We start from the raw sequence: 21,621 nt of genomic DNA, 5'->3' as shown, positions 1-21,621 counted from the left end.
CTGCGACCTCTGTGATCACTGCGATCTAGCGGCCTCCGCTGCCGGCCTCGGCGCCGCGCCGCTGATGGTCACCGGACCCTTTGCCGGCGTCGGCGCGGTCGCGGTGCGCACCCGGTCGACCGGGATGCCGATCCGAGGAGTCATCGCTGCGGCTGCGGGTGGGCGCACCTCGGGAGTCGTCCCGCGTGGACGCGCGCGGGGTGTCCCGGGGTGCGGGCTTGGGGGCGGCCGCCGCTCCGGTCGTCGAATCATCCGAATCGGGCGTGGCCGAAGGCGCCGGCCCGGCCTCGTTCTCACGGCCTGCGGTCTGAGCAACCTCGTCCCGATCCACCACCGCCGCCGGCCTCTTCGCTGCCGCCGGATTTCCCTCGGCTACGGCAGCGAGCCGCCGCTGCTCACCAGGCGACGTGTTGCCGGTGGTGACCGTATCCGCCGGCGCCACGGATTCAACACTCGCCAATTGCCGGTTGAGCGTCGAGAGTTGTTTTGCCACAGCCGGATCCGCCGCTTCCGTGCTGGCATCCGCCAACTGCGCGGTCAGGGTCTGCAGTCGCCCGGCCACAGTGGGATCGGCGGCGGCGACCGCGGCGAGCTGTTGGGCCGGTGTGGCCGCCGGATCCGTGAGCGTCACCATCCGAGACGAATCGAGCGGCGATGTCAGGGCTGTCAGAGCGACCCCGGGATCTGCGGCCGCACTAGCGGTCAACGATTTGATCACGGCCACAGCCGCTTTCGGTGTCCAGTCCGTCCGATACACCCCGAAGTTGTCCTCGTCGTTGGTACTTCCGGTGTTGGTGTCGCGCAGGGTGTAGATGAACGCGGGCCCCGCATAGGGCAGTGTGCGCCAGTCGGTCACCATGTCCTGGATGTAGTCGGCCTGCTGCTGCTCACCGACCACGTTGGTCGGCAGTCCATACTCGGAAGACCAGATCTGCTTGCTTGCATCGCCGTTGGCCACCATCAGGTTCCTGATGTCGGTGAGCTGGTTGATCGGCGAATTGGCCAGGTCCGCGCCTTCGGAGAACTTCGTCGTGTACTGGTAGGGGTGAAACGACAGCGCGTCGAAGCTGCCCTCGGCTCCGGCCGCGTACATACCCTCGACGAAGTCCACCGGGTTCATCGTCGTGTCGCCGATGGTCACCCCGGATCCGACCACACCACCGATCACGGTGGCATTCGGGTCAGCGGCCTTGATCTTCGGATAGGCCGCCTTCAACAACTCGGTGTAACTGGCCGGATCCGGCTTGGGACTGTAGAAGAACGCCGCGTTCGGTTCATTCCACACCTCGTAGGCCGAGATCTTGCCGGCGTACCGGCTGGCCAACACCCCGGTGAAGTTCCCGAATGTCTGGGGGTTGGCCGGTGGCGTGTAGTACGGCGCCGACCCCGGTGTCGCCGCCCAGGGCGGTGTGGTGGTGACCGCGGCGAGCACACCCATATTCCGGTCGGCCGCCGCGTTGATCAGACTGTCGAGCGCGCTCCAGTTGTACACCCCGGGGGCCAGCTCGATGCCACCCCAGAAGACGCCGACACGAACGGTGTTGACCCCGAGGGCCTGCATCGCGTCGAGCGCCTGAGCCTGTTGAGCCGGTGTCTCCCACACCAATTGGGAATCCGCGATACCCAGCGTGTCCGACGAGGTGTCGATCTCGGCCGCGAGTACAACACCCGTCGGCGTGGCGCCCGGACCCGTGTACGCGATCACCGCCGAGGCGCTGATGATCGCGATCGAGCCGACCACGAACTTATTGGTTCTGCAAATGTTGCGCCTCACGATAAATCCCTTTCGCCATGGTGATCTGCCTCACTACGGCCATACCCCCATGCGCCATGCGCCATTCACCGAATTTGCGCACCGCAGTAACTCGTGAAATTGTCAGCATCGTCATGAAAGCAGCTCAGAACGGCAAATCGGCAAATCGACGATCTTGATAATAATTAGCTGACTGGACTGGCGGGAAATATATAAAGGATGGCTATTCGACCGCGTCAAACTGCGGGATTACCGATATCTCAGCATCTCATAATTGCCGCCCGGCAAACGCGGATAACCACGCGTGCAGGGATAGCAAAAGTACAGGTGTTCACGCTCTCGCACTGCCGACCGCTCGAAAATTGCCCCGAATTCGCTGCCGCTGGGGGCAGCCGGCGAGCCTCAGCGGGCCCGCACCGAATGCCGAGGCTCGCAACGGACGTCGAAGTTGACCGAGTTCGCGATGAAGCACAGGTGATGCGCGCGTTCGTGCAACCCGGGGAGCGCCTCGGCATCCGCCGCGTCGGCGATCTCCACCTGCGGACGCAGAATCACCTCGGCGAAATGCCCGCCGCCGTCCGGCGTCTCGACCATCGTGCCCGACGGGTGATCGGTGTAGCCGGTGACCACGATCCGCTGTTGTGCGCACAACGCCAGCACCCACAGCATGTGGCACTGCGACAAGCTGGCCACCAGCATTTCCTCGGGGTTCCACCGATCCGCCGTCCCCCGGAAGGCGGGGTCGGCGGTACCGGGGATCGTCGGCTTTCCCGGTGCGCTGAGCTCGTGCGAGCGCGCGTAATCGCGATATCCGCTGGTGCCCGTGCCGGTGTTACCGGTCCACGTCACGTCCAGCGCGTACTCGTGCGTCCCGGCCATCCGCCGATTATCTCCGGCACCGCTCCCACACTCGAGGCAATTTCCGTCGGCGATCAGGCTCGAGTGCACCCTTGCCAACCAGGCCGCGCCATTACTAGGATATGCAAGTATCTCGGGTCACGGCCCGGGTTCTTCTGAGTACAACTTTCTGGGCACCAACTTTCTGGGCACAACCTTTCGGGACGGACGCCATGACCACACAGATTCAGCACTTCATCAACGGCGAGCGCAGCAACCTCGCATCCACCCGCACCGCCGATGTGCTCAACCCGAGCACCGGCGAGGTCCAAGCCCAGGTGTTGCTGGCCTCGGTGGCCGATGTCGAGACCGCCGTCGCCAACGCGGTGCAGGCCCAGAAGGTCTGGGCCGGGTTCAACCCGCAGCGCCGCGCCCGGGTGTTCATGAAGTTCGTCGACCTGGTCAACCAGCACGCAGATGAATTGGCCCGCCTGCTGTCCATCGAGCACGGTAAGACCGTCCCCGACGCGCTGGGCGACATCCAGCGCGGTATCGAGGTGATCGAGTTCGCGATCGGCATTCCGCACCTGCTCAAGGGTGAGTTCACCGAAGGCGCCGGTACCGGTATCGACGTGTACTCGATCCGCCAGCCGCTCGGCGTCGTCGCCGGCATCACCCCGTTCAACTTCCCGGCGATGATCCCGCTGTGGAAGGCAGGGCCCGCGCTGGCGTGTGGAAATGCCTTCATCCTCAAGCCATCCGAGCGCGATCCGTCGGTGCCGCTGCGGCTGGCCGAACTGTTCATCGACGCGGGTCTGCCCCCGGGCGTGTTCCAGGTGGTACAGGGCGACAAGGAGGCGGTCGACGCCATCCTCACCCACCCGGACATCCAGGCCGTCGGTTTTGTCGGCAGCTCCGATATCGCGCAGTACATCTACTCCACCGCGGCGGCGCACGGGAAGCGCTCGCAGTGCTTCGGCGGCGCCAAGAACCACATGATCGTGATGCCCGACGCCGACCTGGACCAGGCCGTGGACGCGTTGATCGGCGCGGGCTACGGCAGCGCCGGTGAGCGGTGCATGGCGATCAGCGTCGCGGTGCCGGTCGGCGAAGAGACCGCAAACCGCCTGCGCGCCAGACTTGTTGAGCGGGTCAATCAGCTGCGCGTTGGACACAGCCTGGACCCCAAGGCCGATTACGGGCCGCTGGTCACCGGTGCGGCGCTGGAGCGGGTCCGTGACTACATCGGCCAAGGCGTGGAGGCCGGTGCCGAACTGGTGATAGACGGCCGCGAGCGTGCCACCGACGAACTCACCTTCGATGATCAGGACCTGTCGAAAGGCTTCTTCATCGGCCCGACACTGTTCGACCACGTCACCACCGACATGTCGATCTACACCGATGAGATCTTCGGCCCCGTGCTGTGCATCGTGCGCGCCGAGGATTACGAGGCCGCACTGGAACTGCCCACCAAGCACGAGTACGGCAACGGCGTGGCCATCTTCACCCGCGACGGCGATGCCGCCCGCGACTTCGTGTCCCGGGTTCAGGTCGGCATGGTGGGCGTGAACGTGCCGATCCCGGTGCCGGTGGCCTACCACACCTTCGGCGGCTGGAAGCGTTCGGGCTTCGGCGATCTCAATCAGCACGGCCCGGCGTCGATCCAGTTCTACACCAAGGTCAAGACCGTCACCGAGCGCTGGCCCTCGGGTATCAAGGATGGGGCCGAGTTCGTCATCCCCACCATGAAGTAGCCGGCGATGGACCTGCACGACTTGGACGACGACGAACGCGTGATCGCCGAGACGGCGGCCGCGTTCGCCGAGAAGCGCATCGCGCCTTACGCATTGGAATGGGACCAGACGCACCACTTCCCCACCGATGTGTTCAGGGAGGCAGGCGAACTGGGTATGGGCGGCATCTACTGCGCCGAGGACGCCGGCGGCACCGGGCTGCGTCGCATCGATGCGGTGCGCATCTTCGAGCAGCTCGCCGCCGCCGACCCGAGCATTGCCGCATTCATGTCGATCCACAACATGTGCGCGTGGATGATCGACACGTATGGCACCGACGAGCAGCGCAAGACGTGGGTGCCATGCCTTTCCTCCATGCAGTCCATCGCCAGCTACTGCCTGACCGAGCCAGGCGCCGGATCAGACGCAGCGGCGCTCCGCACCAAAGCGGTGCGGGACGGGTCCGATTACGTGCTCGACGGCGTGAAACAGTTCATCTCCGGCGCCGGCAGCTCGGATGTGTACGTGGTGATGGCACGCACCGGCGCCGACGGGCCGAAGGGGATATCGGCCTTCCTGATCGAAAAGGATTCGCCAGGGCTCAGTTTCGGCGCCCAAGAGGTCAAGATGGGCTGGAACGCCCAGCCGACCGCGCAGGTGGTGTTCGAGGGTGTGCGGGTGCCCGCCGATGCGCTGCTGGGTGGCTCCGAGGGCACCGGCTTCGGCATCGCGATGAACGGGCTCAACGGTGGTCGTATCAACATCGCGGCATGTTCACTGGGCGGAGCGCAGTCCGCGCACGATAAGGCCGTCGCCTACCTGGCCGACCGTCAGGCCTTCGGTGGCACCCTGCTCGACGAACCCACCATCCGGTTCACCCTCGCCGATATGGCCACCGCACTGGAGACCTCACGGAACATGTTGTGGCGCGCGGCCGGCGCCCTGGACAGCGGCCACCCCGACAAGGTGATGCTGTGCGCGATGGCGAAGCGGTATGTCACCGACGCGTGCTTCGAGGTGGCCGATCAGGCCCTGCAACTGCACGGCGGCTACGGATATCTGCATGAGTACGGCCTGGAGAAAATCGTCCGCGATCTGCGGGTGCACCGCATCCTTGAGGGAACGAACGAAATCATGCGCGTGGTGATCGGGAGATCCGTCTCGTCGCGTGCGAGTGCATGAAAGGACCCGCAATGAGTACGATCGCGTTCCTCGGACTGGGGAACATGGGCGGGCCGATGGCCGCCAACCTCGTGGCCGCAGGGCATACGGTGCGCGGGTTCGACCCCGTTCCCGCCGCCGTCGAGACCGCAAAAAGTAACGGCGTCAGCGTCTTCGGCAGCGGAGCCGAGGCTGTCGACGGTGCCGACGTGGTGATCACCATGCTGCCCAACGGTGCACTGGTCAAGAGTGCATATGCCGAGGTGCTGCCGGCGGCCGCGGCCGGGGCGCTGTTCATCGACAGTTCCACCATCTCCGTCGACGACGCCCGAGAGGTGCACAGGCTCGCCGGTGAACACGGATTCGCCCAACTCGACGCGCCGGTGTCCGGCGGGGTCAAGGGCGCGGTGGCCGGCACGCTGGCCTTCATGGTCGGCGGCGAGAGCGAGGCCGTGCAGCGCGGCCGGCCCGTCCTGGAACCGATGGCCGGCAAGATCATCCACTGCGGCGACTCCGGTGCCGGTCAAGCCGCGAAGGTGTGCAACAACATGGTGCTCGCGGTGCAGCAGATCGCCATCGGTGAAGCGTTCGTCCTGGCCGAGAAACTGGGATTGGACAAACAGTCGCTGTTCGACGTCATCACCGGTGCCACCGGGAACTGCTGGGCGGTACAGGTGAATTGCCCGGTCCCCGGACCGGTTCCGACGTCGCCGGCGAACAATGACTTCAAGCCCGGGTTCGCCACCGCCCTGATGAACAAGGACCTGGGATTGGCGATGGCTGCAGTCACCTCGACGGGTTCGGCCGCACCGCTGGGTACGCATGCCGCCGAGATCTACGCCAAGTTCGCCGCCGAGCACCCGGACAAGGATTTCAGCGCCGTCATCGAGATGATCCGAGGCTGAATCCGCCGTCGCTTCGCGCACCGGGGAGCGCGTGAGCCCGACCCCTCGAACAAGCTCAGCGCGCCATCCACCAATAGCGGTGCAGCCGCGCACATCCGTCGGCCGACCAACCGTCGTAGTCGCGGCGCACCGCGGCGGCACCGGTGAAGTCCTGGCCGCTGGTGTACGCCGTCGGCACGACCACCGTGGCCAGCTTGGCCGCGGTGGTGGCGCACAAGCCGTGTGCCGACCCCGTCACCGCCAGCGCGCACTCCGGCCCCAGCCCGAGTTCCCACAGCGCGTGCCCGTGCAGGTCCGGTTCGCGGGTGGGGCGGGGTAGGTCATCGGGGGTGACGGTGGCCCCGGCGATCCCCTCGCCGATCAGCTGACGCACCAGCGGCTCCACCCAGTGCGGTGACCCGGTGCTGATCACCGCGATCGCGATACCCGCGGCGTACAAGCTGTTCACCAGGTCGTCCAGGCCCGGTCGCGGGATAACGTCACCGTCGAGCACCCATTCGGCGAACAGGTCGTTCTTGGTGTGCTGGATGTGGGTGGCGATCTCCGCGCTGATCCGCCCGTAGCCCCGCCTGCGCAGGGCCGAGGCGATGCGGCGGCGTTCGTCACCGATACACACCAGCCTGCCGTACTCGGCGACCGTCCAGCTGATATCGAAACCGTGCGCCGCGAATGCCGCGTTGAACGCACGCCGCTGGCCGTCCCGCTCGATATCGGCCAAGGCACCGTCCACGTCGAAGATGACCGCCTGCAGCGGTTCCACCACGGCGCCGGCCGGCCGGCCGGCATCCCACCAGTAGCTCCGCACCCCGATGTCACCCCGCATGTACACAGCGTGGCCCAGGTCACACACCGGCGGCCTCCCCCAAAGGGGGGATTCGGGAGGCCAACTTGCGCAGAATGGTCGCCATGGCACCACAGCGAGAAGCCGAAGGCGGATCGCGCAGGCCGCTGCGGCTGGTCCTGGTCGACGACCACGAGATGGTCATCGAAGGGCTCAAGGCGATGCTGGCCGCGTTCGGCGAGCGGGTGCAGGTGGTGGGCCAGGCCGTCGGCACCGACCGCGCGGTGACCGTCGTCGACGGACTCGACCCCGACATCGTGCTCTGCGATGTCCGGATGCAGGGCTCCAGCGGCCTGGACCTGTGCCGCGAACTGCGCGAACGCAACCCGAACCGCAAGGTGGTCATGTTGTCGGTCTACGACGACGAGCAGTACCTCTTCCAGGCGTTGCGGGTGGGGGCATCGGGTTATCTGCTCAAGAGCATCGGCAGCGACGAACTGGTGCGCCAGCTGGAGTTCGTGCACCTCGGGCAGACCGCGCTGGATCCGGGGATGGCCGCCCGCGCCGCCGACACCGCAGCCCGCTTACAACGCGACGAGTTCTGGCCCGGGGCGCGGCAGGGCCTCACCCAGCGGGAGAGCGAGATCCTGTCCTATGTGGTCAACGGGCTGTCCAATCGCGGGATCGCCACCAAACTGGTGATCGGCGACGAAACGGTGAAGAGCCATCTCAGTTCCATCTACCGCAAGCTCGGGGTGACCGATCGCACCGGCGCCGTCGCCACCGCACTGCGGGAGGGGATCTACCGATGAGCGCCGACGAGGATGCCCCGGGCAGCTCCGATCTTGCCCGCCGGACCGTGCTCACCACCGACGGCGAGCTGACGCTGCTGCGCGAACTCATCCAGGCCGCCTCCAGCGGCCCCGGTGTGGAGCCGCTGGCCGCTGCCGCGGCCCGGATGATCACCGCCGCCACCGGCACCGACGTCTGTTTCGTGCATGTGCTCGACGACACCGAACGCTCACTGACCCTGACGGGGGCCACCCCACCGTTCGACAGTGAGGTCGGCAAGATCCGGCTGCCGCTCGGGCACGGCGTCTCGGGGTGGGTGGCCAGCCATCGTGAGCCGGTGGTGATCATCGCCGACAAGGAAGCCGATCCGCGCTACCTGCCGTTCGAGTCGCTGCGTGGATCCGACTTCACCTCGATGGTGTCGGTGCCCATGGAGACCGATCCGGGCGGCCTGGTCGGGGTGCTCAATGTGCACACCGTGGCGCGCCGGGAATTCGGCGCCCGCGATGTCGAGCTACTGCTGGTGATCGGCAGGCTGATCGCCGGCGCCATGCACCAGGCGCGTCTGCACCGGCAACTGGTGGTCCGTGAACGTGCCCACGAGAACTTCGTCGAGCAGGTGATCCAGGCTCAGGAGATCGAACGCAGACGGCTGGCCGGAGATATCCACGACGGGATCTCGCAACGGCTGATCACCCTGTCGTACTGGCTGGACGCAGCGACCCGGACGGTCGCCGAAAACCCCTCGGAGGCAGGCGTTCAACTCGGCCGGGCCCGTGAGCTGGTCGACCTGACCCTGCAAGAGGCGCGCGCGGCGATCAGCGGACTCCGTCCCCCGGTGCTCGACGATCTCGGGCTGGCCGGCGGGCTGGCCAGTCTGGCCCGGTCCATCCCGCAGCTGCGTCTGGAGCTGGATCTGGCCGATGAAAGGCTGCCCGACCACATCGAGGTGGCGCTGTACCGGATCGCCCAGGAATGCCTGCAAAACGTCGTCAAACACGCCCAGGCGAGCGCCGCCCGGCTCACCTTCGGGGTGTACGAGGACACTGCCCGCCTCGAAATCATGGACGACGGAATAGGTTTCGACACCTTCGAGAACCCGCTCGGCAGCGATGAGATGGGTGGCTACGGCCTGCTGTCGATGGCCGAGCGCGCCGAGATCGTCGGCGGGCGGCTGCACATCCGGTCCCGCCCCGGCGCCGGGACCGCGGTGACGGCCACGATCCCGCTCCCTTCGATCTAGCGCCGTCAGAAGTCGCCGGCGTGCCGGCGCAGGGTTTCGATGGCCGTGGTGAGCGCCCGAGAGTCCGCTGCCGACATCCCGATATCGGCGAAGACTTCCTTGTTCAGCGTCTCGGTGGCGTCCTCGACCGTGGACCGGCCCAGATCGGTCACCCGCACCAGCGTGGTGCGGCCGTCCGTCGGATGCGGTATCCGTTCCACCAGACCGTCGGCCTCCAGCCGCCGGATGGCGTGGGTGACGCTGGTGACGTGCAGCTGCAACCGGTCCGATGCCTTGGTGATGGGCAGCGCGCCGCTGCTGCTGAAGGCCAGCAACCGCAGCAGCTCGAACCGCGAGAAACTCAGATCGTAGGGCCGCAGCGCGGTCTCCACCCGGGCCAGCATGATCTGGTGCGCCCGCATCACCGAGGTGATCGCCACCATCCCGTCGGCCACATCGCCCCAGCCCGCGCGTTCCCAGTTGGCACGGGCCTGGGCGATCGGGTCAGGTCTGCCAGGTTGTGGGGGCATCCCCTGTTCTTACCGCATCCGTGCCCGCGAGCGCGGATTCGCCCCGTGTGCGGTCGCGATATGCGGCGACCGCCGAGAGCACCGCCCGGGTCGACTGGCGCACACCGATGGTGATGCGGACACCCCCGTCACCGTAGTGCCGCACGCGCGGGCCGGCCCCGTCGAACACCTGCCGCCAGACCGCCCGGTCTCCCCCGGGTGCGGGCAGGTAGACGAAGTTGGCGTGCGCGTCGGTGCTGTAGATGCCGACGGCGCGCAACCGGGCGCTCAACAGCCGGCGCTGGGCGGTGATGATCCGGATACGCTGCCGCATCTCGTCTTCCGCGTCGTAGCACGCCGCCACCGCGACCAGCCCCGTCAGTCCCACTCCGAACGGCAGCTGCATGGTCCACAGCCGCCGGGCCAGATCCGGGCTGCAGAACCCATAGCCGATTCGCAACCCAGCCAACCCGTAGGCCTTCGAGAAGGTGCGTACCACAACGACATTCGGGTACTGCTGCACCAGCCCGCGGGTATCCAGCCGTTCGCCCGCACCGAGGAACTCGACATAGGCTTCGTCGAGCACGACGACGGTGTCGGCCGGCACCCGGTCCAGGAAGCGATGGATCTGCGCGGCGGACTCGACGGTGCCGGTCGGGTTGTGCGGACGGCATACCACCACCACCCGAGCGGAACGGGCCGCAGCGGCCATCGCGTCCAGATCGTGGTGACCATGCGGGTCCAACGGCACGGTGATCGACCGCAGACGGGCGATCTGCGCGAAGATCGGATAGCCGTCGAACGTCGGAGTCGCCATCACCACCGCGTCGCCGGGCGCGGTGAAGGCCTGCAGAACCTGCATGATCACGCCGGTGGCACCGGTCCCGATCACCACCTGCCCGTCGTCGACCCCGAGATGATCGGCGATCAAGGTGCGCAGCCGCTGCGGCAGGAACTCCGGGTAACGGTTGGCCGAACCGATGCAGGCCACCAACGCCGAATGCACCGAAGGCAGTGGCGGGAAAGGATTCTCGTTCAGCGACAACGCCAACGGATCCCGCGCATCGGGGAGGGTTTCGACCACGTCGGTCAGCGCACCGGCCGGGATGCTCATCGTCCGCCCCAGCGCACCGCGGCCGCGCCGGCGAAATCCCCGGCGTGCGCGAAGGCCGCCATCAGCACCGTGTCACCGGCTTTGACTCGGCCGTCGGTGATCGCGCGGTCGAAGTTGATCGGGATCCCCGCGGCGAACAGGTTTCCGCAGTCCTCGAAGGTGTCGACGTGACGCTCCTTGGGCAGTTCCAGTGCGTCACGCCAGTTGCGCAGGAACGCACGGTTGGGCTGATTGGTGACCAGCAGGTCGATATCCTTTGGCGCCACCCCGATTCGGTCGCACACCGCATAGGACACCTCGGGCACCTGGCGGTTGCCGCGGGCCAGCACCTTCGTGATCTTCGACTCGGTGAAGCCGATGCAGCCCTCACCCGGACCGGCGGCCCACCATTTGCGCGGCGGGTCGACGGCGATGGTCATATCCCCGGCGAACTCACCGTAGGTGCGGCATTCCACATCCAGGATCGGCGACGAGTCCGACAACGTCACCAGGCCGACGGCCGCGCCGTCGCCCGGTACCGATGCCTGGGCCTTGCGCCGCACCGTCTCCTGCTCGAAGATCTGGCCCGCGGCGTTCTGCGCGACGGCGATCAGCGCGGTGCGCCCCTCACCCGAGGCCAGCAGGCTGCGCGCCATCTTGAGCCCGAGCACGAACGCCGCGCAGCCGCCGTTGTGCAGGTCGACCACCCAACCCGGCTTCATCCCGAGACGGTGGGCAATGGCCCCACCGCCACCGTAGAACGGCATATCGGGCAGCTGCGTGTGTGTGATGAGCACATCGACATCGGACAGCACATCGGCGCCGTGCCGCTCGATCAGGCCGGCGGCGGCCCGCTCGATCATGTCGGTGGCAGTCTCGTCCGGTGCCACGTGATGCCGGTATCTCGGTGCCCGGAACATCAGGTTGTCACGCAGATCATCGGAATCGGCGAACTTCGCGTAATACTCGGCCCCGATGGGTTCACCGGGCAGATAGGTCGAGACGTCCAGCAGGCTGACAGCAGCGGTTCCGGTCATCGAAGACACCTCACTTCATCCAGTCCGGGGTGATGGGCAGGCCGTTGTGGTGCCGGTACTCGGCGATGGCCTTCAGATTGCGCAGCTCCAGTTCGTGGCCGGCGCCGAACATGTCCCAGAAGTCGCCCACCCACACCGGCCGTTCCGGGGGTGCCGCCTCGGGGTAGGGATTCTCGTCGTAGAACGGGTGGTGGCAGTTGGTCCACAGCACCACCGAGCCAGGCTTGTTGAGCACGACCTGCGCGTCCACCACACGCATCAGGTAGATCATCCACAGGTGGTGGCCCTGGTCCCAGGCACAGTGGTAATCGACGGTCATCGCATCGGGATTGGCGACGGTGCGGGTGTAGATCTCGGTCTCCGACCCCAGCCGGTCATAGGCCAGCCAGAGGTCCGGCTCTTCGGTGGGGGTGAATCCGCGCAGACTGTAGGTCCACTCCTCCAGGCTCCGGGTGTCGGCCAGATACTCGTAGAGTTCCCTTGGCGGACAATCGATATAGCTGTTGACGGTGCAGAACTCACCGAATACCTGGTCGTGCGGATACACCGACCGCATCATCTCCATGATGATCGGTGTGGCCTGTTCACGAGGTGACGTCTCGATGCGGACGACTCCCTCGATCGGGGCGGCGATATCGGCAAGTGCGGGCAACGCTATGGGCTTAGACATGAACGTGGGCCTCCTTGGTCTCCAGAAACGGTGCGAACGGTGGAATTTCATCGGCAGAACATTCGATGCTGACGACCGACGGTCCCTCCTCGTCGAGGGCGGTCTGCAGGGCGTGGGGTAACGCGCCGATCTCGGCGACGTCGACGGCGGGCAGGCCCGGGAACATCGCCGCCAGGCCGGCGCCGAGCTTGCTGGGCGTAAATCTGTTGTAGCTGTAGAGGTCCCGGTAGAACAGCTGCTCGCGGGTCACGCACATGGCGTGGGCGTTGTTGTTGAACAGGACGACGGTGACCGGCAGCCGATACTGGATGGCGGTGTGCAGTTCCATACCGTGCATGAAGAACGAACCGTCGCCGGCGATGATGACCGTCCGGTGGCCTCTGGCGAAGCACATTCCGATACCGGCGCCGAAGCTGTAGCCCATCCCGCCCATCCCGAGCGCCACCACGAACCGTCCACCGCGGCGTACCGGCAGGTAGTGGATGGCCGACGCTCCGGTGTTCCCGGCGTCGACGACGATATCGGTACCGTCCGGCAACGCCGCGTCTAGCGCGGCCATCGCGGCCCGATACCGAATTCCGTTGCCCTCGTGGACGGGTGGGGTGAGCTCGGTGTACGGGATCCTGTCCGGCACCGTCACTCCGTCCGGCGGGCAGGATCGTAGCGACTGGGGACCTGACCCGACCCGACCTGACCCGGACAGGGCGGCGTTGAGCATCGTCAGCGACCGGCGCAGGTCGTCGGTGTGCACATGCAGACTCGACAGGTAGGGCGGCTCCGCCCCCAGCGACAACACCGGCAGTGCCGCCAGCGCGGCATCCAGCCCCGCGCGCGCGGTGGCCGGCAGGCGGGTGCCCACCAGCAGGCAGACGCCACTGGCGGTCAGCGCTTCGGCCACCCCCGGGTGACCCATCACACCTGTCACCCCCAGTGCCGACGATGATCCCAGGCCGGGAGCACCGCTGACGTCCTTGGCATCGGGCACGGTGGCCACCCGAGCCCGCAGAATGGCCCGAAGCCGCTCCAATTCATCGCGGGCATCGTCACGGGCCACCTGTTCACCGGCGATGATCGTCACGGGGCCACGCACCCGGCGCAGTTGCTCTGCGATCGGGTCCGGGTCACCGATCGGAACGGCGAGCGGCAGTCCGGCGCCGGCGGCACCCTCAAAGATGCCTTGCTGTACATCTTTCGGCAGCAGCAACACGGCCGGGCCGCGGTGGGAGGCGGCCAGCGCCTCGCTCAACGCAGTCTCGATCAGGGCCGGATCCACCACCCGCCGGCAGTACACCGACACCGCCGAGAACAAGGCTTCGGCGTCCAGCGACCCTCCCAGCCCGCTGGTGTCCTGGAACGATCCGCGGCCGTCCATCGCCGTCGGCGGCTGTCCCACCAGGGCCAGTACCGGCACCCTGCTGGCCAACGACTCCCCCAGTGCGGCAATGAGATTGAGGGAACCTCCCCCTGACGTGGCGGCCACCACCCCGAGCGGCGCACCTGAGCGCCGGTATCCGTCGGCCATGGTGGCGGCCGAGAACTCGTGCTTGGCCAGCACGGCGGTGAGGTCGGCACGGAAATGTGCCGCGTCGTAGAGGTCCTCGATATTCGCGCCGTCGACGCCGAAGATATGCCGCACCCCATGTGCCGCGAGGCGGTCGACGATATGGTCGACCACCCGGCGCCTGCTGGTCTGTCCGTTGGACACTGCTCACCTGCTTTCTCGTTCTGCAGGTGACACGGTTCCGGTCGGGATCGGGTTCACCCGCGGGACCGATTCACAGGTTCTTTTCGAGCAGGACCTTTCCGTCGTCTGCCGAAACTAGTTGCACAGCAGCGATTTCCTTCATGGGCCGCGGAGTGTTTCCGCTGGGTAGGGCGGTCGCACCGGACAATCCGAGCCAGGTCGCGATCTGGTCGCGACTGCCGTCCTTGCCCACCACCACCATTCCCAGGTTCTGCGGCTTGTTGTCCCGTTGGCCCCAGTCGCCGTAGCTGCACGCCATATCGATCCGCGTGCCCCAGCTGTACTCGGACATCGAGATGCTCGCGGCGATGGTCGTGGGGTTGACCTTGTTCATCTCCAACGACGGCGCCGCCTGCTGGGTCTCCTGCTGGATGCCGAACACGTCGGGACGAACGGCCACCACGACGCCCACCGCCAGCAGTGCGGCCGCCAGGCCCACCGCAGCCGAGGTCAGCCACCGCGAACGCCGCCTGCGCCAGCGCACCTGTTCGACCACCTGCTCGCGCAATTCGGGGCGTAACGGCGGCTCCGGCTCCCGCACCGAGTCAGCATCGTCCATCGCCTCGACATCGGCGAGGTCGACCATGGCCAGCAAGGCCGGCATCCCGGTCAGTTCGGCCACCGCGGCGCGGCACTGCGCGCAGGTCGGCAGGTGCGCCTCGTACTCGCGGCGTTCGGCCGGGGACAGCGCGCCCAGCACGTAGGAGGCGTCCCAGGTGGTGTACTGATCTCCGTCGGAGATCGACTCGTTCCCGGTCATCGCGTCACCCCCATTTCCTGCAGATTGAGGCGTAGTGCCCGGACCGCGTAGTGCAGCCGCGATTTCACGGTGCCCTCGGCGATCTGCAGATCGGCAGCGATCTGGGCGGTGCTCATACCCTGGTAGTACGCACGCTTGATGACCGCGCGATGGTCCTCGGACAGTTCGCTCAGCGCGGTGCTGATCAGTAGGCGGTCCAGCGCAGAATCCACTTCGTCGGGGCCGGCAGCGGCTCTCGAATGGTTGTCGGCGACCGTTTCCATATCGGGGGTGTCGGTTTCGTTACGGAAACGGGCGCTTCTCCGGTCGTCGATGACGAGATTACGCGCGACCGTGTACAACCAGGGACGTACCGGTCGGTCCGGGTCCGTCGTCACTTCGGGATGCCGCCACGCGCGCAGCAGCGTCTCTTGCACCACGTCTTCGGCGCGGGCGGCATCGCCCGTCAATCGCAGGGCATACCGCCACAACGCGCCGGCGTGCTCGTCATACAGCACCCGCATCATCGCGGCCTCCGGATCGTCCACTCCCAACCTCCACCCCTTACACGACGCCGGCAGTCATCCGGTTCAACCGGAAATGTTTGCCCCGGCGGGCGGGAGCGAAGCGACCCGGGGAATCGATCCGGCGGGCGGGAGCGAAGCGACCCGGGGAATCGATCCGGCGGGCAGGAGCGCAGCGACCCGGGGAATCGATCCGGCGGGCAGGAGCGAAGCGAGCACGGGATCAGGCGGGCAGAAGGGTGAGGATCCGTGGCCCGTCCTCGGTGACCGCGACGGTGTGCTCCCAGTGCGCGGCGCGGGAACCATCGGTGGTGACGACGGTCCATTCGTCATCGAGGATCTTGGTCTTGGCGGTTCCGAGCGTGAGCATCGGCTCGATCGCCAGCACAGAGCCGACGGCCAGGTACGGGCCACGCCCGGGTGCGCCCTCATTGGGCAGGAAGGGGTCCATGTGCATCTCTCGACCGATACCGTGGCCGCCGTAGCCGGCGACGATGCCGTACTTGCGGTCATGGCGCGCCTCTGCGGCGTGGGTTCCGGTCTCGATGGCGTGTGAGACGTCGGTGAGCCGGTTGCCGGGCACCATGGCGGCGATCCCGGCTTCCATCGACAGCCTGGTGGCTTCCGATAGCAGTTCGTCGGCCTCGATCAAGGTGCCGACCCCGAAGGTGACCGCGGAGTCGCCGTGCCACTTCTCCAGGATCGCCCCGCAGTCGATGGACACCAGGTCACCGTCGGCCAGCACCTCGTCGTCGGACGGGATACCGTGCACGACGCGGTCGTTCACCGACGCGCAGACGGTCGCCGGATACCCGTGGTAGCCCAGGAAGGACGGCACTCCGCCGCCATCGCGGATCACCGATTCGGCGATGCGGTCCAGTTCGCCGGTGGACACCCCTGGTGCAGCGGCCCGCTGCACCGCCTGCAGAGCCGCCGCCACCAATGCGCCGGCGGCTGCCATGGCGTCCAGTTCGCCCGCACTGCGCTGGGGAATGGTCTTACGCCGTCCCGGCACCGAGATCATGAGCGCCTACTTCAGCGGCCGAGCGCGTGCAGCGCCCGCGCGAACACCTCGTCCAGGGAACCCACGGCGTCGACCGTCTTCAGTTCACCGGCGTAGTAGTCCAGCAGCGGTGCCGTCTCGTCGCGGTACACCTTGAAGCGGTTGCGGATGACGTCTTCGGTGTCATCGGCGCGGCCACGGCCCTTGAGACGCTCGACCAGCTCGTCCTCGGGCACCCGGAACTCCACCACCGCGTCGAGCGTCAGCCCGCGCTTGGCCAGCATGTCCTTGAGCGCCTCGGCCTGTTCCACCGAGCGCGGGAAGCCGTCGAGGATGAAACCGTCGGCCGCGTCCTCGGCGTCGATACGGTCGTCGACCAGCGCGTTGGTCAGTGTGGCGGGGACCAGGTCGCCCGCGTCCAGGTACTTCTTCGCTTCCAGCCCCAGCGGGGTGCCGTTGCTGATGTTGTAGCGAAACAGGTCGCCGGTGGAAATCTGCGGGATCCCGAGCTTCTCGGCCAGCTTCTCTGCCTGTGTGCCTTTTCCGGCGCCCGGCGGGCCGAGCAAAACGATTCTCACTTCAGGAACCCTTCGTAGTTGCGCTGCATGAGCTGGCTCTCGATCTGTTTGACCGTGTCGAGGCCGACACCGATCATGATCAGCACGGCCGTACCGCCAAACGGCAGGTTCTGCACTGATCCGGAGTTACCGATCTCCAGGAACAGGTTGGGCAGCACGGCGATCACACCGAGGTAGATCGATCCCGGAAGAGTAATACGGCTCAGCACGTAGCGCAGGTAGTCCGCAGTCGGCTTGCCCGGCCGGATGCCTGGGATGAAGCCACCGAACTTCTTCATCTCGTCCGCCCGCTCGTCGGGGTTGAACGTGATGGAGACGTAGAAGTAGGTGAAGAAGATGATCAGGCCGAAGTAAATCGCGATGTAGACCGGGTCCGCCGGGTTGGTCAGGTAGTTGGCGACGAACTGATCCCACCAGCCGTTGCTGGGGCCCGACCGGCCGCTCTGGATCAGCTGGGTGATCAGGTGCGGGATGTAGATCAGCGAGGACGCGAAGATCACCGGGATGACGCCGGCCTGGTTGACCTTCAACGGCAGATAGGTCGAGGTCCCGCCGTACATGCGGCGGCCGACCATGCGCTTGGCGTACTGCACCGGGATACGGCGCTGTCCCTGCTCGACGAACACGACGCCGACGATGATCGCCAGCGCGGCCACGCAGACCGCGGCGAAGACGATCCCGCCGCGGCTGTCCAGGATGGTCTTGCCCTCGGACGGGATGCGGGCGGCGATACCGGCGAAGATCAGCAGCGACATGCCGTTGCCGATACCGCGCTCGGTGACCAGCTCACCCATCCACATGACGAGGGAGGCACCGGCCGTGAGCACCAGCACGATGACGATCAAGCCGAAGATCGACGTGTCATCGATGATGTCGAGGTTGCAGCCCTGCAACAGGCCACCGTTGGCGGCCAGCGCCACGATGCTGGTGCCCTGCAGGATCGCCAGGGCGACCGCCAGATAACGCGTGTACTGCGTCATCTTGGCTTGGCCCGCCTGGCCTTCTTTGCGCAGCTGTTCGAAGCGCGGGATCACCACCGTCAGCAGCTGCACGATGATGCTGGCCGTGATGTAGGGCATCACGCCGACGGCGAACACCGTCAGCTGCAGCAACGCACCACCGGAGAACAGGTTGATCAGGGAGTAGATCTGCGCCGAGTCGCCGCCGCTGACCTGCTCGATGCACTTCTGCACGTTCGGGTAGTTGACACCTGGCGACGGGATGGACGCGCCAACGCGGTACAGGATCACGATCGCAAGCGTGAACAGAATCTTGCGCCTGAGGTCGGCCGTCCGCAGTGACGATATGAAAGCCGAAAGCACTCTTCCTCCTGCGCAGCCGAGCACTTGTCGCGGCGTGCCAATGGGGCTGGTTGGTCCAGCGTTTGGTCAAGTCGTGCGCGGTGCCCCGATCAGCTGCTCCCAGCCTGCACAGTCGCGCGTCAAACAGTCTACGAGAGTAACAGTCGCACGCCGGCGCCCCGCCGGGGAAACCGGCTCCCGGCATACCCCGTCATCGGGGCATCTTCGATTCGATCTTGTCGGCGATATCGACCGCCGCACTGATCGGCTCCTGCTGCGCAGGTTTGCAGGCCTGGATGTCGAGGATCACGTTGGCCGCCAGTGCCAGCGCCCGCTGACACGACCTGGTCTGGCTGTCGGCGCCACGGGTGTACGGCATCGACAACAGGGTGTCGGTCTTGGCGAGGTTACCGCTCACCCACTTCGGCAGCGCCTGTCCGTTGACCCTGATGTTGATCGTGTGATTGGTGCACTTGGACCACCGGTCCGCCGAATCGTCGAAAAATGCCCGCGCGGCATCGGCAGTCCGGTACGTCACCGCCGACTGCACCACCAGGCTGTCCCACTGATCCGTGTTGGGTGTCCGGAGCATTTGCTGGCGCAGCGTCTTGTAGTGGCTCGGGTCGTAGATGGGGGCTTCGTTCACCTGCCACACCCCGAGGCAGTTCAGATTCGACAACAGGTTGCGATGGTCACCCATCACATCCACCGGGTTCTGCGGCGTCATGCCGGTGACGCCCACGACGGTGTCGACATCCTTGGCGCTGAGCAGCAGTCCGGGCAGCGCCGAGTCCGGCACCGATTTGGGCGGTTTCGCGGGGTCCGAGGCTGACCCGTCCGAGCAGCCGGCCAACGCGAGGCTGAGCGCGAGCGCCCCGATAGCAATGATCCTCACCGGGTCAGGCGTGCGTCCCGGCCGCAGCGCAGGCTTCCTGTACGCGGGTCGCCTGATTGTTCATCTCGGTGGCGGTGCCGTTCAAGCTGTCACCGGGAATGCGCAGTCCCATCTTGACCAGCAGCTTGGTGGCGCCGAGCGACCACGTGCGCATCGGGTCGGAGATATCCGGTGGCAGGCCCGGGGTGTTCGCCGCGTCCATCGAGATTCCGGCGGCCTCGCGCAACGCGGTCCGCCCGGTCGAGTTGCTGCTCGCCACTGCCGGATCGCTGTAGCCGGAGCCTTCCAGGGAGTCGGCGAAGTCTCCGTAGTACTGCGCGGAACCGTCGAGCACCTGAGCGAACTGTGCGCACGCGGCGACGGCGGCCGGGTTGGCCCCCTCCGATGTGATGGCACCGACCTGTACCTGCGCAGCCTGCACCGGTGCCGGCGCCGGATCGGCGTCGAGGTCATCGGCGTACGCCGGCGTGGCGCTCGCCAGACCCATCCCGAGTGCGATGAGCGACACGACTCCGGCTTTCCGGGCCTTCTCGTTCAGCCGAGGTGACTTCAAGGCGCTTCCTCCAAACAATGTCGGTCTCGCGCGGTCCGGTTTGGAGATCGGCGCCGAGACTGCAATGCGCATCACGGTCCATTCATCAGGTGTCCAAACCGTGAACGAACCACCAACGGCTGGTTTCCGGCTGCCGTCCATTCGTTTGCATCCCCCTGTGGAATTCATTGGGCCCGAATGTGATTCCGGAAAGAAGCCCAGCTCGAAGACGCGCACTAGACGGGAACAGGGCGTGAACAATTTCCCCTCCGTTCACCGTCCGGAAACCCCGCCATTAGAGGCTCCGACGCGACGTATCCGTTACATAACCGTTCGACCTTCGGTATTCCGAATATGAGAGGGCGATATCACCACCATGTACAAACATCTTGCCGCTCTGGCTGCCTGCGTGCTGGTGCCGGTTGCGACTGCGCCTCTCGCACAGGCCGACCCGCCACCGCCCCCCGCCAACCCCGATTCAGCCATCACCCCGCTCGATCCCACCAATCCCCTTCCGCCCGAAGGTGATGTTGCCTCTGCGGCTCCGGGCGTCCTGAACACTCCGGACGGCTGGCACCTCGAGGTGGTCGGCAGCAACGAGACCCAGCTGCCGGTGGCTCCGCTGACCACCGCCGTCTCCTCGCGCGAATACCTGGTCGCCGGCACCTTCACCGGCAAGATCACCGGTGGCGGCAAGACCAAGCTGACCGGCGGGTCGCTTGAGGCCGGCGAGCAGATCGGTTGCGGCATCGTCTCCGATGAAGTGGAGATCAACCCCGGCGCCAGCTTCAGCCCCGGCATCAAGATTCCGTTCACCAACGACGTCAGCGCCGGTTTCGGCGTTTCCCTCCAGGGCAAGGTCTACCTGAAGCCCGGCACGGTGACGACGGTTGCCATCGACAAGAAGAAGTTCAAGGGCACCACGACTCGCGTCACGATCACCGGCGTCCGGATCAAGACCGACCAGTGCGCCGGCCAGTCGTTCATCCGCTCGTACGCGACGCTGACCAGCTCGACCGACAACACCGACGACGTCGTCACCTACCTCGGCGTCACCAAGGCCGTCTGACCACATGCGCACCGGAACGGAAGAAAAAATGTTGAAGCGTATTGCCACAGTTGCCGCTTGCATGGCGCTGCCGCTTGCGACGGCGCCGATCGCCCTGGCCGATCCGCCGGTCGATGACGCCGGACCGCCGCCGGACAACGGTGTGGTCGCCTCTGCCGAACCCGGCATCGTCACCACCCCGGACGGCTGGGTGCTCACCGTGGTGGCCAAGGATGAGACGCAACTGCCGGTCGCGCCGCTGACCACTGCCGTCTCCTCGCGCGAGTACCTGGTCGGCGGAACCTTCACCGGTACCGTCACGGGCAAGGGCAAGACCACCCTCAAGGGCGGAACGCTGGAAGCCGGCTACCAGATCGGTTGCGGTATCGAGCTGGGCCAGGTCCGTCTCATCGGCTCGGTGGGTGTCAGCACCTCCGGTTCGTCGCTGGCCGGCGGGCTGATCCCGACCGGTGTGTCGTTCCCGATCTCGGGCACCATCGAGATCCACGCGAAGCCCGGCACGGTCTCCAACGTCGCCGTCGACAAGAAGGAATACAAGGCGGCGCCGGTGCGGGTCACCCTGAAGGACACCCATATCAAGGTCGACGGTTGCGTCGGTCAGTCGTTCCTGCGTTCCTACGCCACGCTGACCAGTTCAACCGAGGACACCGATGACATCGTCGCCTACTACGGCGTGACCAAGTCTGTCTGACATCGGCATGGCTTCCACACCAGATCGCTACGCCCGCAACCGTTCTACGGTG

22 protein-coding genes are annotated in these 21,621 nt (G+C 66.4%); 7 read left to right on the top strand and 15 right to left on the bottom strand.

Going from position 1 to position 21,621, the window contains the following annotated elements; all coding sequences use genetic code 11:
- Window positions 1–25: 25 nt before the first annotated feature.
- Together H7J86_RS28470 and H7J86_RS28465 are read right to left on the bottom strand one after the other, a co-directional pair.
- Window positions 26–1,774: a cellulase family glycosylhydrolase gene (locus tag H7J86_RS28470; protein WP_267295028.1), complete on the bottom strand. Its 1,749-nt coding sequence runs from the start codon at window positions 1,772–1,774 to the stop codon at window positions 26–28.
- Window positions 1,775–2,155: 381 nt separating this feature from the next.
- Window positions 2,156–2,632, bottom strand: coding sequence for an OsmC family protein (locus H7J86_RS28465; protein ID WP_267295026.1), 477 nt, complete (start codon window positions 2,630–2,632; stop codon window positions 2,156–2,158).
- A gap of 191 nt (window positions 2,633–2,823) precedes the next feature.
- On the opposite strand from H7J86_RS28465, the gene H7J86_RS28460 reads away from it, so the two are divergent.
- From H7J86_RS28460 to mmsB, 3 genes are read left to right on the top strand one after another with little or no spacing between them, the layout of a single operon-like run.
- Window positions 2,824–4,344, top strand: a complete 1,521-nt coding sequence (locus tag H7J86_RS28460) for a CoA-acylating methylmalonate-semialdehyde dehydrogenase (protein WP_090359784.1) — start codon at window positions 2,824–2,826, stop codon at window positions 4,342–4,344.
- A gap of 12 nt (window positions 4,345–4,356) precedes the next feature.
- Window positions 4,357–5,505 carry an acyl-CoA dehydrogenase family protein gene (locus H7J86_RS28455; protein WP_267295066.1) on the top strand — a complete coding sequence of 383 codons (1,149 nt, stop codon included), beginning with the start codon at window positions 4,357–4,359 and terminating at the stop codon, window positions 5,503–5,505.
- Between the two features lie 11 nt (window positions 5,506–5,516).
- Entirely contained in the window at window positions 5,517–6,389 is an 873-nt protein-coding gene (gene mmsB / locus H7J86_RS28450) for a 3-hydroxyisobutyrate dehydrogenase (RefSeq protein ID WP_267295024.1), read from the top strand.
- Window positions 6,390–6,444: 55 nt separating this feature from the next.
- Here mmsB and H7J86_RS28445 read toward each other — a convergent pair whose 3' ends face one another.
- Window positions 6,445–7,212: an HAD family hydrolase gene (locus H7J86_RS28445; protein WP_267295022.1), complete on the bottom strand. Its 768-nt coding sequence runs from the start codon at window positions 7,210–7,212 to the stop codon at window positions 6,445–6,447.
- An 83-nt stretch (window positions 7,213–7,295) separates the two neighbouring features.
- On the opposite strand from H7J86_RS28445, the gene H7J86_RS28440 reads away from it, so the two are divergent.
- Both H7J86_RS28440 and H7J86_RS28435 read left to right on the top strand, forming a co-directional pair.
- Window positions 7,296–7,982, top strand: a complete 687-nt coding sequence (locus tag H7J86_RS28440) for a response regulator (RefSeq protein WP_267295020.1) — start codon at window positions 7,296–7,298, stop codon at window positions 7,980–7,982.
- Entirely contained in the window at window positions 7,979–9,205 is a 1,227-nt protein-coding gene (locus H7J86_RS28435; protein WP_090359793.1) for a GAF domain-containing sensor histidine kinase, read from the top strand. Before H7J86_RS28440 ends, H7J86_RS28435 begins: the two co-directional genes overlap by 4 nt.
- Before the next feature lie 5 nt (window positions 9,206–9,210).
- On the opposite strand, the gene H7J86_RS28430 is transcribed toward H7J86_RS28435, so the two are convergent.
- The 12 genes from H7J86_RS28430 to H7J86_RS28375 form a co-directional block, all read right to left on the bottom strand.
- Window positions 9,211–9,714: a MarR family transcriptional regulator gene (locus H7J86_RS28430; RefSeq protein ID WP_167156923.1), complete on the bottom strand. Its 504-nt coding sequence runs from the start codon at window positions 9,712–9,714 to the stop codon at window positions 9,211–9,213.
- Window positions 9,689–10,807 carry a pyridoxal phosphate-dependent aminotransferase gene (locus H7J86_RS28425; protein WP_267295018.1) on the bottom strand — a complete coding sequence of 373 codons (1,119 nt, stop codon included), beginning with the start codon at window positions 10,805–10,807 and terminating at the stop codon, window positions 9,689–9,691. The genes H7J86_RS28430 and H7J86_RS28425 overlap by 26 nt, the downstream gene beginning before the upstream one ends.
- Window positions 10,804–11,823 carry a 3-oxoacyl-ACP synthase III family protein gene (locus H7J86_RS28420; protein ID WP_090359800.1) on the bottom strand — a complete coding sequence of 340 codons (1,020 nt, stop codon included), beginning with the start codon at window positions 11,821–11,823 and terminating at the stop codon, window positions 10,804–10,806. Before H7J86_RS28420 ends, H7J86_RS28425 begins: the two co-directional genes overlap by 4 nt.
- A 10-nt stretch (window positions 11,824–11,833) precedes the next feature.
- Entirely contained in the window at window positions 11,834–12,481 is a 648-nt protein-coding gene (locus H7J86_RS28415; protein WP_187099245.1) for an SRPBCC family protein, read from the bottom strand.
- Between the two features lie 4 nt (window positions 12,482–12,485).
- Window positions 12,486–14,198, bottom strand: coding sequence for a thiamine pyrophosphate-binding protein (locus H7J86_RS28410; protein WP_267295016.1), 1,713 nt, complete (start codon window positions 14,196–14,198; stop codon window positions 12,486–12,488).
- Between the two features lie 70 nt (window positions 14,199–14,268).
- Complete coding sequence (locus H7J86_RS28405; RefSeq protein WP_267295014.1) at window positions 14,269–14,997, bottom strand: anti-sigma factor family protein; 729 nt, start codon at window positions 14,995–14,997, stop codon at window positions 14,269–14,271.
- Window positions 14,994–15,524: a sigma-70 family RNA polymerase sigma factor gene (locus H7J86_RS28400; RefSeq protein WP_090359805.1), complete on the bottom strand. Its 531-nt coding sequence runs from the start codon at window positions 15,522–15,524 to the stop codon at window positions 14,994–14,996. Before H7J86_RS28400 ends, H7J86_RS28405 begins: the two co-directional genes overlap by 4 nt.
- Before the next feature lie 199 nt (window positions 15,525–15,723).
- Window positions 15,724–16,524, bottom strand: a complete 801-nt coding sequence (gene map / locus H7J86_RS28395) for a type I methionyl aminopeptidase (RefSeq protein ID WP_267295012.1) — start codon at window positions 16,522–16,524, stop codon at window positions 15,724–15,726.
- Between the two features lie 11 nt (window positions 16,525–16,535).
- Window positions 16,536–17,081, bottom strand: a complete 546-nt coding sequence (locus H7J86_RS28390) for an adenylate kinase (RefSeq protein ID WP_090359810.1) — start codon at window positions 17,079–17,081, stop codon at window positions 16,536–16,538.
- The gene (gene secY / locus H7J86_RS28385; protein WP_090359813.1) at window positions 17,078–18,403 is read right to left on the bottom strand and encodes a preprotein translocase subunit SecY; all 1,326 of its coding nucleotides are present in this window, start codon (window positions 18,401–18,403) and stop codon (window positions 17,078–17,080) included. Before secY ends, H7J86_RS28390 begins: the two co-directional genes overlap by 4 nt.
- A 190-nt stretch (window positions 18,404–18,593) precedes the next feature.
- Window positions 18,594–19,277 (bottom strand): sensor domain-containing protein, encoded by a 684-nt coding sequence (locus tag H7J86_RS28380; protein ID WP_267295010.1) that lies wholly within the window; start codon window positions 19,275–19,277, stop codon window positions 18,594–18,596.
- A gap of 4 nt (window positions 19,278–19,281) precedes the next feature.
- Window positions 19,282–19,830, bottom strand: coding sequence for an Rv2240c family protein (locus H7J86_RS28375; protein WP_235632945.1), 549 nt, complete (start codon window positions 19,828–19,830; stop codon window positions 19,282–19,284).
- A gap of 355 nt (window positions 19,831–20,185) precedes the next feature.
- On the opposite strand from H7J86_RS28375, the gene H7J86_RS28370 reads away from it, so the two are divergent.
- Both H7J86_RS28370 and H7J86_RS28365 read left to right on the top strand, forming a co-directional pair.
- The gene (locus tag H7J86_RS28370) at window positions 20,186–20,878 is read left to right on the top strand and encodes an MspA family porin (RefSeq protein WP_187098326.1); all 693 of its coding nucleotides are present in this window, start codon (window positions 20,186–20,188) and stop codon (window positions 20,876–20,878) included.
- Between the two features lie 28 nt (window positions 20,879–20,906).
- Complete coding sequence (locus H7J86_RS28365; protein ID WP_090360485.1) at window positions 20,907–21,569, top strand: MspA family porin; 663 nt, start codon at window positions 20,907–20,909, stop codon at window positions 21,567–21,569.
- Window positions 21,570–21,621: the final 52 nt, after the last annotated feature.

The organism is Mycobacterium hackensackense, from assembly GCF_025822555.1.
Classification (GTDB): domain Bacteria; phylum Actinomycetota; class Actinomycetes; order Mycobacteriales; family Mycobacteriaceae; genus Mycobacterium; species Mycobacterium fluoranthenivorans.
Note: the sequence above shows the minus strand (reverse complement) of the source record. Positions and strands in the feature narration are given on the sequence as shown.

Excerpts from the sequence above, each read along its gene's own strand:
- H7J86_RS28465 (WP_267295026.1), bottom strand. The coding sequence starts at position 2,632 with ATGGCCGGGACGCACGAGTACGCGCTGGACGTGACGTGGACCGGTAAC.
- H7J86_RS28460 (WP_090359784.1), top strand. The coding sequence starts at position 2,824 with ATGACCACACAGATTCAGCACTTCATCAACGGCGAGCGCAGCAACCTC.
- mmsB (WP_267295024.1), top strand. The coding sequence starts at position 5,517 with ATGAGTACGATCGCGTTCCTCGGACTGGGGAACATGGGCGGGCCGATG.
- H7J86_RS28445 (WP_267295022.1), bottom strand. The coding sequence starts at position 7,212 with ATGCGGGGTGACATCGGGGTGCGGAGCTACTGGTGGGATGCCGGCCGG.
- H7J86_RS28440 (WP_267295020.1), top strand. The coding sequence starts at position 7,296 with ATGGCACCACAGCGAGAAGCCGAAGGCGGATCGCGCAGGCCGCTGCGG.
- H7J86_RS28435 (WP_090359793.1), top strand. The coding sequence starts at position 7,979 with ATGAGCGCCGACGAGGATGCCCCGGGCAGCTCCGATCTTGCCCGCCGG.
- H7J86_RS28430 (WP_167156923.1), bottom strand. The coding sequence starts at position 9,714 with ATGCCCCCACAACCTGGCAGACCTGACCCGATCGCCCAGGCCCGTGCC.
- H7J86_RS28425 (WP_267295018.1), bottom strand. The coding sequence starts at position 10,807 with ATGAGCATCCCGGCCGGTGCGCTGACCGACGTGGTCGAAACCCTCCCC.
- H7J86_RS28420 (WP_090359800.1), bottom strand. The coding sequence starts at position 11,823 with ATGACCGGAACCGCTGCTGTCAGCCTGCTGGACGTCTCGACCTATCTG.
- H7J86_RS28405 (WP_267295014.1), bottom strand. The coding sequence starts at position 14,997 with ATGACCGGGAACGAGTCGATCTCCGACGGAGATCAGTACACCACCTGG.
- map (WP_267295012.1), bottom strand. The coding sequence starts at position 16,524 with ATGATCTCGGTGCCGGGACGGCGTAAGACCATTCCCCAGCGCAGTGCG.
- H7J86_RS28370 (WP_187098326.1), top strand. The coding sequence starts at position 20,186 with ATGTACAAACATCTTGCCGCTCTGGCTGCCTGCGTGCTGGTGCCGGTT.
- H7J86_RS28365 (WP_090360485.1), top strand. The coding sequence starts at position 20,907 with ATGTTGAAGCGTATTGCCACAGTTGCCGCTTGCATGGCGCTGCCGCTT.